Raw genomic sequence first — 14326 nt, forward strand, 5'->3', positions numbered from 1 at the left:
ACTCCGCACTCGGAGCAGACTTGCGAGGTCGGCTCGAAGCGTCCGATCTTCCCGAAGTACCTGCCGTGCTTGATGGCCTTGTACTCCAGCATGTTCACGAACGCCGACCATCCGGCGTCGTGCACGGACTTGGCCAGCCGGGTGCGTGCGAGGCCGGACACTGCGAGGTCTTCCACATACACCGCTTGGTTGTCGCGGATGATCTGTGTGGAGGCCCTGTGGTGCCAGTCCCGGCGGCGGTCGGCCACCCGGGCATGCTGCCGCGCGACCCGGACACGGGCCTTGGCCCGGTTCTTCGATCCCCGGGCCTTGCGGGAGAGATCCTTCTGCAACCGTTTGAGCTTCTTCTCAGCACGCCGCAGGAACTTCGGGGAGTGGATGCGGGTGCCGTCGGAGAGGACGGCGAAGGTGGTCAGGCCCAGGTCGATGCCGACTTCGGTCTCCAGCTCGGGGAGGATATGTGGTTCGGTGTTCACCACGAAGCTCATGAAGTACCGGCCCGCGCAGTCCTTGGTGACCGTCACAGAGGTGGGCGTGGCTGGAAGTGGCCTGGACCACGTGACCTTGATTGCGCCGACCTTGGCTACATACACCGTGCCGTTGTCCTGGAGAGAGAAGGCGTCGGCGGTCAGGCGGATGGACTGCCGCGTGTCCTTCTTCGACTTGTACCGAGGCGGTGCGACCTTGCGGCCTTTGCGTCTGCCTTTGAGGGAGTCGAAGAAGTTCCTGTAGGCGGTATCCAAGTCCCGCAGCGACTGCTGAAGCGCGACCGCCGATACCTCGGCGAGCCAGGCGCGCTCGGTGGTGCGCTTGGCCTGGGTGATGCGGTGCCGGGACAGCTCGGCCGACGTCACATACGGCCGCCCTGCCGCATGTGCTTCCTGCCGGTCGCGCAGGCAGTCGTTCCACACCACACGCACACACCCGAACGCCTGCGCCAGCGCGCGGCGCTGCGGGGCGTCCGGGTAGACCCGGTAGTTATAGCGGAGCTGCACGAACACGAACATATGTCGGCCTCATGGACAGCGAGGACGAATGTTGCCATGACAAGCATATGGTTTCGGCGATGCACGTTCACTTGATCGTTGTGACCAATTACCAGCGTGGAGTGTTCACCAATGAGATGCTGACACGCTGCGAAAAGATCATGCGGAACGTGTGCCAGGACTTCGAGGCGGACCAGTACACCAGAGCACCGCGGCGTCTTGCACGGACATCTACAGTCGCCGTCCTACTTCTCCGCCTCCTGCGGAGGCGCGCCGCTGACGATCCTCCGCCAACCCATCGAGCAGCAACAACGTCGGCTCTGACTTCCAGGCCAGAGTAGTCCAGAGATGCGGTTCATCCTCGGCCTGAAGGCCAGGGCATCCACGCAAGGTGATCGGTAGGCCTTTGAGAACCGCCATCTCACCGAATTCTCAGCGACCTTGACTACAGTCCGCGTTCGATGGCCTGAGACGTCGAGGAGGTCGGCAGATGGGACGCGGGGCGTATGCGCTGATACGGGTCGCCGTGGTCGTACGGGCACCCGCCGGATGGCTGTGGTGGTTGGGCGTTCTGGCCGGGGGCATCGGGACGCTGCTCCCCGGCCTCACCGGCCGCCGCATCGGCCTGCTGGCCGGGGCGGCGCTCTTCCTGATCGCGGCCCTTGTGGTGTTTGTCGTACGGCGCGGCCGGTATCTGACCCTGGCCCAGGAGGCCACCCGCGCGGGCGTGTCGGTGTTCCTCCAGGACCGCGCGGTGACCCTGCGGACCCGCCGCCGCGCCCTGCGGTGGTGGCTGCTCCTGGCCTTCCTGGCCGCTGTCGGCTCGTCCTTCGCCGTCCCCGCGGCGGGCGGCCTGCTGCTGGCGGGCCTCGGCGCGGGGCTGTGGGCGAAGGCGCTGTGGCTGGGCCGCTGGGAGCATGCGCACGACGCGCTGCTGTGGGTCCGTACGGACTGGGTCCCCCGTGGCCGACCGGCGGGCCGCGACGTCCGCGGCTACCAGACGACGGGCCCCGCGGCGGGCGACGCGGGGCCGGGCGGCGCGAAGCGGTGACTCCTGGCGGGGTGCGGGGTGCGGGCGCGGGCGCGGGTGTGCGGTGGGGGCGCGGTGCGTTCGGTGGGTGGTGGTGCCGCCGTTGGCGGCTTCCCGCTCTACAGGGCCGTCAGACCCTCGGCCTCGGCGCCGCCGCTCTCGGCCACGATCTCCGCCATCGTCTGCGGCTTCCGGACCTCCGCGAAGCGGACGCCGTCGTCGCCGGGCGCGAATCCGTACACGCCCGGCCTGGGCAGGCTGTTGTAGGCGAAGTGGTTCGAGAAGTAGTACGCGCCGGTGTCCAGCAGGCCCACCAGGTCCCCCGCCGCCAGCTCCGGCAGGGCCCGGTTCTCGGCCACCAGGTCGCCCGCGAAGCAGCAGGGGCCCGCGATGTCCTGGGTGACCGGGCCGTCGGGGCCCGTGCGCTTGGGGCGCCCGTTCGCGTCGTACGTGGCGACCCGCAGGGGCCAGGAGGTGGGGGCGAAGACCGTACGGGTGGCGAGCTGCGCGCCCGCGTGCGTCACGGCGATCGGTCGGCCGCCGGCCCACTTCGCGTATTCGACGCGCGCCAGCACCACTCCTGATTTGGCGAGGAGTGACCGCCCGAACTCGGTGACCAGGCCGTACCGCCCGTCGAGGAGACCGGGGACGGTGGTTTTCAGGAGTCGCGCGTACTCGTGGTAGCTGGGTGTCACCTCGTCGGAGGTGAAGTTCACGGGGAGGCCGCCGCCGATGTCGAGGGTGTCGATCTGGCGGCGGCCGACCGTCTGGTTGATCTCCTCGGCGAGTTCGTACGCGGCCCGGACGCCCGCCGCCATCAGCTCCAGCGGGCACCCCTGCGAGCCGACGTGGGCGTGCAGCCGGGTCAGCCAGGGGCGCTCGGCGAAGGCGCGTACGACCCAGTCGCGCGCCCCTACGTCGCGCAGCGCGACCCCGAACTTGGAGGTCTCCGTGGCGGTGCTGAGCGCGCCGATGCTGCCGCCGCCCACCTGCGGATTGACCCGCAGGCCCAGCGGGGACCGAGTGGGGACGGCGCCCACGAGCGCGTCGAGCCGGGCCAGCTCCTGCGGGTTGTCGGCGTTGACGGCGATGCCCAGGTCGAGGGCTTCGCGCAGCTCGGCGTGGGTCTTGGCGGGCGAGTCGAGGACGATGCGGCCGGGGTCCGCCCCGGCGGCCCGGGCGAGGGCCAGCTCACCGGGGCTGGCCACCTCGCAGCCCAGCCCCTCGTCGGTCAGCAGCCGCAGGACGGGGACGAGCGCGGCGGCCTTCACGGCGAAGGCGTGCAGAACGGGCGTGCCGGGCGCCGTGACCTCGTCGAAGGCGGCCCGCAGCTCGGCCGCGGCGGCGCGGATGCCGGTGACGTCGAGCAGTCCGACGACGGGCTGCTCGGGGCCGATCAGCCCCTGCTCGACGGCGGCACGCACGGCCCGCTCACGCCGCTCGACGGCGCTGGCCGGGACCGGGGTCGGGTTCGCAGTCATGCCCTCAGCCAACCACCCGACCGGGGCCACAGGCCAGGCCGGCGGGTGTGCGGGGCGCCGTGGCACCGATGCCGGGCCGGGTCCACGACCCGACTCATAGCTCCACCAGCACCGCCCCCAGGTGGCGTCCCTCCAGCAACTCCACCAGCGCGCGCGGGGCTTGGGCGATGCCGGTCAGGCGGGTGTGGGGGTAGGTGATGGCGCCCGCGCGCAGCGCGCGGCCGAATTCGCGCAGGTACGTCGGGGCCGCGTCCGGGTGGTCGTAGGCGCTGATGCCGCGCAGGGTGACGCCGCGGGTGATGAGGGCGAGGGTGCTGATCGGGGTGGTGGCGAGGGCGTCGTCGGACAGCTGGGCGGCGAGCGCGCCGACGAGGGCGAAGCGGGCCCTGCGGCGGGCCAGGGCGAGGGCGGCGCGCAGTTGCTCGCCGCCGACGGTGTCGAACAGGACGTCGATGCCGTCCGGCGCCGCCGCGCGCAGTTGCTCCTCGATGGGGGCCGCGCCGCGGATGACGACCGCGTCGTAGCCCAGCTCCTCGATGAGCCGGTCGGCCTTCGCACGGGAACCGGTGGAGCCGATGACCCGCGCGGCGCCGTGGAGCCGCGCGAACTGCCCGGCCAGGGTGCCGACCCCGCCCGCGGCCCCGGTGACGAACACCGTGTCGCCGCGCCGCACCCCGGCGCCGCGCACCACGCCCAGCCAGGCGGTGAAGCCCTGGGAGAGGTGGGCGGCGGGGTCGGGCAGCGCGTCGGGGTCGAGCGGGGGCGCCTCGGCCGCGTCGAGGACGGCGTACTCGCGCCAGCCGGAGTGGTGGCGGACGAGGGCGCCGCGGGTCAGGCCGGTGTCCGGCGGGGCGCTGACCACTTCGCCGATGGCGGGGCCCCGCATGACGTCGCCGACCCGGTTGCGCAGCTGCGGCAGGCCGAGGGTGCCGGGGTCGGCCGAGGTGAGCGGGCGCATGGCGGCGGCGACGCTCATCAGCCGGTTCCGCACCAGCACCTGGCCCCGGCCGGGGGTGGGCAGCGGGGCGTGGACGACCTCGAAGTGGTCGGTGGTGAGCGGCCCTTCGGGCCGGGCGGCGAGGCGCACCTCGCGATGGGTGACGGGCAGGGACACGGCGGGCTCCGGGACGGGCGGCGGCTGGGGGCGCCATGACGCCGACGAGATCGCCTCAGGGAATCTCGCAGGTCGCGCCTCAGCGGCCGAACGGGCGTCGGCGGCCGGCCGGCCGAACCGGCGGGCCGCCGAGGAGGAGGGATCAGGTGAAGTGGATACACCTGACGGTTTTCGCGGGGGTGATGTTCCTCCAGTGGTCGGCGTCGACGCTCCTATACAGGCCGGTGCACCTGCCCCGCGAAGGCGCGCCCGAGTAGAGGAAGACCTTGCCGGTGGTGGTGTTCTTGACCGATCGCATCGTGAAGGTCGCGATCGACACGTCCTTGAGCGGCGAGGGCCGGAGGAACGTCTTGCAGGTCCCCCTCAGATTCTCCTGCGAGCACAGCGTGACGCCGGCCGCCGTGGAGGACCGCGCCTGCGCAGCTTCGGCGACGGGGACGGTGACCAGCCCGGCGACAAGCGTGGCCACCGCAAGGGTCGTTACCTGCTTGAACATGTCGAGACTCCTGTCTGCGAGCGCGTGACCTGCCGACCGGCAGAGGCTGATTCCTGAATTCCACCCAGAAGACTGAAAGAACCCCGGTATTCGATATTTGCCAGGAAGTGCCCTGTCTAGTCGGTTTTGTGTGCCGTTTGTTCGGGGAACCGCCCGGGTGTATACCGCAGCCGCCCCTATTGACTAGCTATATTCATCAAAGACAAGATGTGAATAACTCGATCCAGTCGATGGCAGGGAGGCACGGCCCATGTCAGGACCGCGACCCGTACGGGCCCCGCGTGGTACGGAGCTGAGCGCCCGGGGGTGGCAGCAGGAAGCCGCCCTGCGGATGCTGCAGAACAACCTCGACCCGGAGGTCGCCGAGCACCCCGACAAGCTCGTCGTCTACGGCGGCACCGGCAAGGCGGCCCGCGACTGGCGTTCGTTCGACGCCATGGTCCGTACGCTGCGCACGCTGAAGCAGGACGAGACGATGCTCGTCCAGTCGGGCCGTCCGGTCGGCGTCATGCAGACCCACGAATGGGCGCCCCGCGTCCTGATCGCCAACTCCAACCTGGTCGGCGACTGGGCGAACTGGGAGGAGTTCCGCCGCCTGGAGGCGCTGGGCCTGACCATGTACGGCCAGATGACCGCGGGCTCGTGGATCTACATCGGCACCCAGGGCATCCTCCAGGGCACGTACGAGACGTTCGCGGCCGTCGCGGAGAAGCTGCATTCAATGGGTAAAGGGGTCCACGGCACCCTCGCCGGGACGATCACGCTCACGGCCGGTCTCGGCGGCATGGGCGGCGCCCAGCCGCTCGCGGTCACCATGAACGACGGCGTCGCGATCTGTATCGACTGCGACCCACGCGCCATCGAGCGCCGTATCGAGCACCGCTACCTGGACGTGCGCGCCGACAGCCTGGACCACGCGCTCCAGCTCGCGGTCGAGGCGCGCGACGCCCGCCGCCCGCTGTCCATCGGCGTGCTGGGGAACGCGGCCGAGCTGGTCCCGCGGCTGCTCGCGATGAACGCGCCGATCGACATCGTCACCGACCAGACCAGCGCCCACGACCCGCTGTCGTACCTGCCGATCGGCGTGGACTTCGACGAGATGGCGTCGTACGCCGCCGAGAAGCCCGCCGACTTCACCCAGCGGGCGCGCGAGGCGATGGCCCGGCACGTGGAGGCCATGGTCGGCTTCATGGACGCGGGCGCCGAGGTCTTCGACTACGGCAACTCGATCCGCGGCGAGGCCAAGCTCGCGGGCTTCGAGCGCGCCTTCGCCTTCCCCGGCTTCGTGCCCGCGTACATCCGGCCGCTGTTCTGCGAGGGCAAGGGCCCGTTCCGCTGGGCGGCGCTGTCCGGCGACCCGAAGGACATCGCGGCCACGGACAAGGCGATCCTCGACCTCTTCCCGGAGAACGAGTCCCTGGCCCGCTGGATCAAGATGGCGGGGGAGCGGGTCCACTTCCAGGGGCTGCCCGCCCGCATCTGCTGGCTCGGCTACGGTGAGCGCGACCGGGCGGGGGAGCGGTTCAACGAGATGGTGGCCGACGGGACGCTCGCCGCGCCGCTGGCCATCGGCCGCGACCACCTGGACTGCGGCTCGGTGGCCTCCCCGTACCGCGAGACCGAGGCCATGCTGGACGGCTCGGACGCGATCGCCGACTGGCCGCTGCTGAACGCCATGGTCAACGTGGCCTCGGGCGCCTCCTGGGTCTCGGTCCACCACGGCGGCGGGGTCGGCATGGGCCGCTCGATCCACGCGGGCCAGGTGACGGTCGCCGACGGTACGCCGCTGGCTGCCGAGAAGATCCGCCGCGTCCTGACGAACGACCCGGGGATGGGCGTGATCCGCCACGTGGACGCGGGCTACGACCGCGCCGACGAGGTGGCCGCCGAGCGCGACGTCCGCATCCCCATGAGGGAGTCGGAGTGACCGTGGTGCCCACCCCCCGGCCCGCATCCGCTCACCCAACGGAGGCTGAGACCACAGTGGGCACACCCCCCACGACCGGCGCGTCGTTCCACGAGATGTGGCGCGACCTCGCCCCCATCGGCCGCCACGCGGAAACCGGCGGCTACCGCCGCTACGCCTGGACCGGCGCCGACACCGACTGCCGGGCCTGGTTCCAGGCGCAGGCGGAGGCCCGCGGCCTCACCTACGAGCTGGACCGCAACGGCAACCAGTGGGCCTGGCTGGGCGACCCCACCGCGGGCGACGCCGTGGTCACCGGCTCCCACCTGGACTCCGTCCCCGACGGCGGCGCCTTCGACGGCCCCCTCGGCGTCGTCTCGTCCTTCGCCGCCCTGGACCAGCTCCGGGCACGCGGCGCCGCGCCCACCAAACCCCTCGCCATCGTCAACTTCGGCGACGAGGAGGGCGCCCGCTTCGGCCTGGCCTGCGTCGGGTCCCGGCTCACCGCGGGGCAGCTCGGCCCGGAGCAGGCGCACGCCCTCCGGGACGCGGACGGCGTCACGCTGCCGCGGGCCATGGAGCGCGCCGGGTACGACCCGGAGGCCATCGGGCCGGACCCGGAGCGGCTGGCCCGCATCGGCGCCTTCGTGGAGCTGCACATCGAGCAGGGCCGCGGCCTGAACGACACGAGCCACCCCGTGGGCGTCGCCTCCGCGATCTGGCCGCACGGCCGCTGGCGGTTCGACTTCCACGGCGAGGCCAATCACGCCGGGACGACCCGGCTGGACGACCGCCGCGACCCGATGCTCACCTACGCGAACACCGTCCTCGCGGCCCGCAAGAAGGCCCGCCTGGCGGGGGCGCTGGCGACCTTCGGCAAGGTGGGCGTCGAGCCGAACGGGGTGAACGCGATCGCCGGCCTGGTGCGCGGCTGGCTGGACTCGCGGGCCCCCGACGAGGAGACCCTGGCCGCCGTCGTCGGCGAGATCGAGCGCGCCGCGGTCGAGCGCGGGCGGCGCGACGGGGTGGACGTCCGCGTCACCCGGGAGTCCTTCACCCCCATCGTGGAATTCGCCCACGACCTGCGTGACCAGCTGTCGGGCCTGCTCGGCGGCGTTCCGGTCCTGCCCACCGGGGCCGGGCACGACGCGGGCATTTTGTCCGCGTCGGTTCCGACCGCCATGCTGTTTGTAAGGAACCCCACCGGCGTCTCGCACTCACCCGCGGAGACGGCGGGCGAGGACGACTGCCTCGCCGGTGTGGCCGCGCTCGCACAGGTACTGGAGGGGTTGGCGTGTCACTGACGGCGCAGACCTACTGGGCGGAGTACGCCTGGCTGGACGGGCAGGTGGTGCCGGACGTGGTCATCGTGGTGGCCACGGACGGGCGGATCAAGGCCGTGCGGCCCGGGAGCCCCCTGCATCCGGCCGGTTCCGTCACCCTGCGCGGTCTGACCGTCCCCGGCCTGGCCAACGCGCACAGCCACGCCTTCCACCGGGCGCTGCGCGGCATCGTGCAGGCGGGCGCCTCGGCGCGCCCGCCGGACGGGGCGGCGCCGGACTCCTTCTGGACCTGGCGCAAGGTGATGTACGAGGTGGCCGGCCGGCTCACCCCGGACAGCTACTTCGATCTCGCCCGCGCCGTGTACGCCGAGATGGCCATGGCGGGCATCACCTGCGTCGGCGAGTTCCACTATGTGCACCACGCGCCCGGCGGCGGCCGCTACGCCGACCCCAACGCCATGGGGGAGGCCCTGATCGCGGCCGCGGCCGAGGCCGGTATCCGCATCACCCTCCTCGACACCTGCTATCTCTCCTCCGGCTTCGGCAAGGAGCCCGACCAGCACCAGCTCCGCTTCTCGGACGGCACCGCGGACGCCTGGGCCGAGCGGGTCTCCGCGCTGAAGAGCGACGGCAACACCCGCGTCGGCGCCGCCATCCACTCGGTGCGGGCCGTGCCCGTCGATCAGCTCGCGACCGTGTCCGGCTGGGCCGAGGGGCAGGCGGCGCCCCTCCACGTCCACCTCTCCGAGCAGACCGCCGAGAACGACGCCTGCGTGGAGGCGCACGGCTTCACCCCCACCCGGCTGCTCGCCGACCACGGGGTGCTGGGCCCGCGCACGACCGCCGTGCACGCGACCCACCTCACCCCCGGCGACATCCGGCTGCTGGGCCACTCGGCCACCGGTGTGTGCATGTGCCCGACCACCGAGCGGGACCTCGCCGACGGCATCGGCCCGGCCGCCCAGCTGAGCCAGGCGGGCTCACCGCTGTCCCTGGGCAGCGACAGCCACGCCGTGATCGACATCCTCGAAGAGGCCCGCGCCATGGAGCTGGACGAGCGGCTGCACACCCGCACCCGCGGCCACTGGACCGCCGCCCAGCTGCTGCGCGCCGCCACCGCCGACGGTCACGCGGCGCTCGGCTGGGGCGCGGACACCGGCCGGATCGAGGTGGGCGCGCTCGCCGACCTCACCACGATCGCGCTGGATTCGGTCCGCACGGCGGGGCCGCCGGCCCGGCTGGGCGCCGAGACGGCGATATTCGCGGCGACCAACGCGGACGTCCGGCACACCGTGGTCGGCGGCCGCCACGTCGTACGGGACGGGGCGCACCAGCTCGTCCCGCGCGTCCCCGAAGCGCTGGCCGGAGCCATCGCGGCCCTGCACGGCTGACCAGCCCGACCAGGCTGACCACGCCGATCACATTGACCAGGCCGACCAGGCCCAGCCGGCTGATCAAGGAGAAGGCCCCCACCATGACCACCGCCACGGACACGGTCGCGACCCCCACCACGACCGCCCTCACCCACATCTCCAGCCTCGTCACCAACGACCCCTCCCTCGGCGAAGGCCCCCTCGGTCTGATCCAGGACGCGGCGGTCGTCATCGACGGTGACCGCATCGCCTGGGTCGGTGAGACAAGCAAAGCACCCGCCACCGACAACCGGGTCGACGCGGCGGGCCGGGCCGCCGTCCCGGGCTTCGTCGACTCCCACTCCCACCTGGTCTTCGCGGGCGACCGCACCGAGGAGTTCAACGCCCGGATGTCCGGCCGGGCCTACAGCGCGGGCGGCATCCGCACCACCGTGGCCGCCACCCGCGCCGCCTCGAACAACGTGCTCAACGCCAACGTCGCCCGCTATGTGGTGGAGGCCCTGCACCAGGGCACCACCACCCTGGAGATCAAGTCCGGCTACGGCCTCACGTCGGAGGACGAGGCCCGCGCCCTGTCCATCGCCGCCGCCCACACCGACGAGGTGACCTTCCTCGGCGCGCACATCGTCGCCCCCGAGTTCGCCGACGACCCCGCCGCGTACGTCGACCTCGTCACCGGCCCGATGCTCGACATGTGCGCCCCGCACGCCCGCTGGGTCGACGTCTTCTGCGAACAGGGCGCCTTCGACGGCGACCAGGCCCGGGCCGTCCTCACCGCCGGGAAGGAGCGCGGGCTCATTCCGCGCGTCCACGCCAACCAGCTGTCGTACGGCCCCGGTGTGCGGCTGGCCGTCGAGCTGGGCGCGGCCTCCGCCGACCACTGCACCCATCTCACCGACGCCGATGTGGACGCCCTGGCGCAGGGCGACACCGTCGCCACCCTGCTGCCCGGGGCGGAGTTCTCCACCCGCTCCACCTATCCGGACGCGCGCCGGCTGCTGGACGCGGGCGCCACGGTCGCGCTGTCGCCGGACTGCAACCCCGGCTCGTCCTTCACCAGCTCGATGCCGTTCTGCGTCGCCCTGGCCGTACGGGAGATGGGGATGACCCCCGACGAGGCGGTCTGGGCGGCCACCGCGGGCGGGGCGCGGGCGCTGCGCCGCGACGACGTGGGGCGGATCGCCCCCGGCGCCCGGGCCGACCTCGCGCTGCTGGACGCGCCCTCCCACGTCCACCTCGCCTACCGCCCCGGCGTGCCGCTGGTCTCGGCGGTCTGGCGCGCCGGCACGCTCGTCTGACCGCACTTCAGAGGCACCGGGCACGCATAAGGGCCCGTCCCGAACGAGCGGGGACGGGCCCTCATCCGTCAGCGGAAGCGTTACTCCTCGATCATCAGTCCCTTGCGGAGCCGACGGAGGGTGCGCGACAGCAGCCTGGAGACGTGCATCTGGGAGATGCCCAGTTCCTCACCGATCTCCGACTGCGTCATGTTGGCGACGAAGCGCAGGGAGAGGATCTGGCGGTCCCGGGCGGGCAGATCGGCGATCAGGGGCTTCAGGGACTCGACGTACTCGATGCCTTCGAGCCCGTGGTCCTCGTACCCGATGCGGTCCGCCAGCGCGCCCTCGGAGTCGTCCTCCTCGGGCTGGGCGTCCAGCGAGCTGGCGGTGTACGCGTTGCTCGCGGCCATGCCCTCGACGACCTCGGCGGTGGTGATGTCCAGACGCTCGGCCAATTCGCCGACGGTCGGTGCGCGGTCGAGCCGCTGGGCCAGTTCGTCGCCGGCCTTGGCCAGGTCCAGCCGCAGCTCCTGCAGCCGCCGGGGGACGCGCACGGACCAACTGGTGTCCCGGAAGAAGCGCTTGATCTCGCCGACGATGGTCGGCATCGCGAAGGTGGGGAACTCGACACCCCGACCCGGTTCGAACCGGTCGATGGCCTTGATGAGGCCGATGGTGCCGACCTGGACGATGTCCTCCATCGGCTCGCTGCGGGAGCGGAAGCGGGAGGCGGCGAACTTGACCAGTGCCAGGTTCAGCTCGACCAGGGTGTTGCGGACGTAGGCGTACTCGTGGGTGCCCTCTTCGAGCACCTCGATCCGCTCGAAGAGCGTCTTCGAGAGGGCCCTCGCGTCGACCGGGCTCACCGTCTCAAACGACGGGATTTCCGGCAGATCGGACAGTTCGGTCAATTCATCGAGGGAATATCCGGCGATCGTCTGGGCACCCGCATCAGGGACGAACTGTTCGGGTACGTGAGCCGACGAGACGGTGGCCCTGGTACTCCAAGACGGGTCGGTACGCGAGTCGTCGAGCTGGGGTGACATAGTCTCCTCCGTCGTTCTCGGCATATGGCTGCCGATGCCATGACGTGCTGCTCCGGTGAGCGGCGCCTCCAAAGCCGGGCCGTGTTCGGATGTGTTCTTACTACGCCTACCCGTATTCGCTGGTGCGTGGCAAGTCCACGTTGTCCATATTTGCCGAACTATGCGAAATGTTCGGCTACCGGAGGACCGGTCAAAGGCGTAAGGTTCATTGCGCGCAATCGAAAGCAACGAGACGCCAGAAGAGGTGCGCACATGGACCGCGGGATGGTCGGCAGCGCCAGCAAGGGCCGGCTCCAGGTCGAGGTTCGGCACCACGGGGCGAGCGCGGTCGTGACACCGACGGGTGAGTTGGACCACCACACCGCCGAGGTGCTGCGGGAGCCGCTGGAGAAGTGCGTGGAGGGGGGACGCGTGCGACTGGTGGTGGACTGCTCGCATCTGGAGTTCTGCGATTCCACCGGGCTGAACGTGCTGCTCGGCGCCCGCCTGAAGGCCGAGGCCGAAGGCGGGGCCGTCCATCTGGCCGGTATGCAGCCGGTCGTTGCCCGTGTGTTCGAGATCACAGGTGCGGAGGCCGTCTTCACGGTCCATGAATCCCTTGACGCGGCGCTGGTCGAGTGATCTCCGCCACTCCTGTTTCCGGTGTGTCGGCAGGGTGTCATCGAGGCGTTGTCCGCGTCACATGAGCCGTACCGGAGAAGTGGGTGTTCTCACGCTTTGGCCGGGCAGGAGACAGGCTGAAACTGTTGAAGAGATCAGGTGTCCCTTGTCCCTGAATCGGTGAATCGGTGAGGTGAAGCGCTGATGAGCACCACCCGGCCGTACCCGCCGGGCGACCGCGGCCCGGATCCGGACGGCCCTGCCGCTTCGGCTGCCCCACCGGCCACTCCTCCCCCCGGGCCATCCCCCGGGCGGATCCGTCAGCTCCGCAGGCTCCATCTGATCGGGGCCAGCGGAGCGGTGCCGCGCGCCCGGGACTTCACGCGCGAGGCGCTGCGTGACTGGGGCTGGCTTCCGGCCGCGACCGCCGATCAGCGGGCCGCCGCGGAGGATGTGCTGCTCGTCGTCTCCGAGCTGGTCACCAATGCCTGCCTGCACGCCGACGGCCCCGAGGAGCTGCGGGTCAGCTGCAACGCGAAGGTGCTCCGCCTCGAAGTCGTGGATCTCGGCACCGGTACGCCCGCACCCCGCACCCCGCACCGCGCCGGGCGGCCGGGCGGCCATGGCATGTTCATCGTGCAGCGGCTGTGCCTCGACTGGGGGGTCGTGCGGAACGCGGAGGGATCCGGCAAGACCGTCTGGGCCGAGCTGGCCGCGCCCGCCTGAAGAGCACGGCCCCGGTCCCTCTCCGCCCGGGTGCCGAGCGCCCTCCGGTCCGGCCCTCCGGGGCCGTCTTCCGGCCCGTCGTCCGGCCGGTCTCGGCCCTGTGTCGCAGTGCCGCACCCAGTTCATCCATGACACGCCGATTCGGCGTGCTCTTTGTCTTCCCTCGGCAAGGTCCCCGGCGTACTGTCGGCGCCCGATCTGATGTGCCGTCAGTTAGCTTGCGGCTGCGGCGCTTGGCGAGAGGGGATCTCAGGTGTCCCGACCACAACGCCGTACGGCCAGTCGCGGCGGTGCCCTCACGTTGGCCGCGGCCGTGGCCGGTTCGGCGGTACTGCTCACCGCTCCGGCCGCCCACGCGGCCACGGTGGACGTCAACTATCAGTGCAAGACGCCGATCGGCGACAAAAGCGCCGTATCGCCCATCGATATCAAGGGCGCTCCGAGCGGCAGCGCCTACAAGCTCACCATGTCCTTCGAGAAGGGCGTCTCCTCCAGCCCGGTGGAACTGGGCAAGGGGGCCATGCATCCGAGCGCGCTCATCAAGCTGGGCGGCGCGGAGACCGGCACCGTGCCGGTGTCGGGTCCCCCCAACTCGCAGGCCGTCCCCGCCAATACGCCCATCAAGATCAGCACGCTGACGGGCACGTACACCCCCAAGAAGAGCGGAAAGGTCACCTTCACCGCCTCGACCCTGACCATCAAGGCGCTGGGCACGACCACGACCTGTACGCCGGGCAACAGCCCCAAGCCTTCGCTGACCCTGGACGTCACGGCCGCGGGCGGCTCATCCGGCGGCTCCGACTCCACCGGGGGCACGGGCGACAGCGGCGGTACGGGCGGCACCGGCGGCACCGGCGGTACGGGCGGCACCGGCGGCGGACAGCTGCCGCAGACCGGACCCGCCGACTCCGCCATCGCGCTCGGCACCCTCGGCGGCACGGTGCTCCTCACCGGGGCGGCCGGGGCGCTCTGGCTGACCCGCCGCCGGCGGGCCGCGCGCTAGAA

At 71.5% G+C, this 14326-nt stretch carries 14 protein-coding genes; 9 read left to right on the forward strand and 5 right to left on the reverse strand.

From position 1 onward, the window contains the following. Positions 1-995, reverse strand: a 995-nt coding sequence (locus tag ASC60_RS34215; RefSeq protein ID WP_055557656.1) for an RNA-guided endonuclease TnpB family protein, incomplete at its 3' end; no start/stop codon positions are given. 71 nt (positions 996-1066) lie between these two features. Between ASC60_RS34215 and ASC60_RS40145 the strand changes: the two genes are divergently transcribed. Next, positions 1067-1327, forward strand: coding sequence for a transposase (locus ASC60_RS40145; protein ID WP_370592998.1), 261 nt, complete (start codon positions 1067-1069; stop codon positions 1325-1327). Between the two features lie 149 nt (positions 1328-1476). Then, on the forward strand, positions 1477-2037 hold the full coding sequence (locus tag ASC60_RS34220; protein ID WP_055557602.1) for a hypothetical protein: 561 nt from the start codon (positions 1477-1479) through the stop codon (positions 2035-2037). A 98-nt stretch (positions 2038-2135) separates the two neighbouring features. Here ASC60_RS34220 and ASC60_RS34225 read toward each other — a convergent pair whose 3' ends face one another. The 3 genes from ASC60_RS34225 to ASC60_RS34235 all read right to left on the reverse strand — a co-directional run bounded on the left by ASC60_RS34225 (position 2136) and on the right by ASC60_RS34235 (position 5107). Beyond that, positions 2136-3497 (reverse strand): diaminopimelate decarboxylase, encoded by a 1362-nt coding sequence (locus tag ASC60_RS34225; protein ID WP_055557603.1) that lies wholly within the window; start codon positions 3495-3497, stop codon positions 2136-2138. 94 nt (positions 3498-3591) lie between these two features. Further along, positions 3592-4611, reverse strand: coding sequence for an NADP-dependent oxidoreductase (locus tag ASC60_RS34230; protein ID WP_055557604.1), 1020 nt, complete (start codon positions 4609-4611; stop codon positions 3592-3594). 142 nt (positions 4612-4753) lie between these two features. After that, complete coding sequence (locus ASC60_RS34235) at positions 4754-5107, reverse strand: hypothetical protein (protein WP_055557605.1); 354 nt, start codon at positions 5105-5107, stop codon at positions 4754-4756. Positions 5108-5357: 250 nt separating this feature from the next. On the opposite strand from ASC60_RS34235, the gene hutU reads away from it, so the two are divergent. From hutU to hutI, 4 genes are all read left to right on the forward strand, one after another. Further along, positions 5358-7034: a urocanate hydratase gene (gene hutU, locus ASC60_RS34240; protein ID WP_055557606.1), complete on the forward strand. Its 1677-nt coding sequence runs from the start codon at positions 5358-5360 to the stop codon at positions 7032-7034. A 95-nt stretch (positions 7035-7129) separates the two neighbouring features. Next, positions 7130-8317 carry an allantoate amidohydrolase gene (locus tag ASC60_RS34245; RefSeq protein ID WP_199831126.1) on the forward strand — a complete coding sequence of 396 codons (1188 nt, stop codon included), beginning with the start codon at positions 7130-7132 and terminating at the stop codon, positions 8315-8317. Next, positions 8314-9687 (forward strand): formimidoylglutamate deiminase, encoded by a 1374-nt coding sequence (locus tag ASC60_RS34250; RefSeq protein WP_055557657.1) that lies wholly within the window; start codon positions 8314-8316, stop codon positions 9685-9687. Before ASC60_RS34245 ends, ASC60_RS34250 begins: the two co-directional genes overlap by 4 nt. An 83-nt stretch (positions 9688-9770) precedes the next feature. Continuing rightward, entirely contained in the window at positions 9771-10967 is a 1197-nt protein-coding gene (gene hutI, locus ASC60_RS34255; protein ID WP_055557608.1) for an imidazolonepropionase, read from the forward strand. Positions 10968-11047: 80 nt separating this feature from the next. Here hutI and ASC60_RS34260 read toward each other — a convergent pair whose 3' ends face one another. After that, a complete protein-coding gene (locus ASC60_RS34260; RefSeq protein WP_055557609.1) occupies positions 11048-11995 on the reverse strand; it encodes an RNA polymerase sigma factor SigF in 948 nt (315 codons plus the stop codon). A 252-nt stretch (positions 11996-12247) separates the two neighbouring features. On the opposite strand from ASC60_RS34260, the gene ASC60_RS34265 reads away from it, so the two are divergent. The 3 genes from ASC60_RS34265 (at position 12248) to ASC60_RS34275 (ending at position 14324) form a co-directional block, all read left to right on the forward strand. Continuing rightward, complete coding sequence (locus ASC60_RS34265; protein WP_055557610.1) at positions 12248-12616, forward strand: STAS domain-containing protein; 369 nt, start codon at positions 12248-12250, stop codon at positions 12614-12616. A gap of 183 nt (positions 12617-12799) precedes the next feature. Continuing rightward, complete coding sequence (locus ASC60_RS34270) at positions 12800-13321, forward strand: ATP-binding protein (RefSeq protein ID WP_055557611.1); 522 nt, start codon at positions 12800-12802, stop codon at positions 13319-13321. A 253-nt stretch (positions 13322-13574) separates the two neighbouring features. Beyond that, positions 13575-14324, forward strand: coding sequence for an LPXTG cell wall anchor domain-containing protein (locus ASC60_RS34275; protein ID WP_055557612.1), 750 nt, complete (start codon positions 13575-13577; stop codon positions 14322-14324). Positions 14325-14326 lie beyond the last annotated feature (2 nt).

Source organism: Streptomyces sp. NBRC 110028 (assembly GCF_001417735.1).
Taxonomy (GTDB): Bacteria; Actinomycetota; Actinomycetes; order Streptomycetales; family Streptomycetaceae; genus Streptomyces.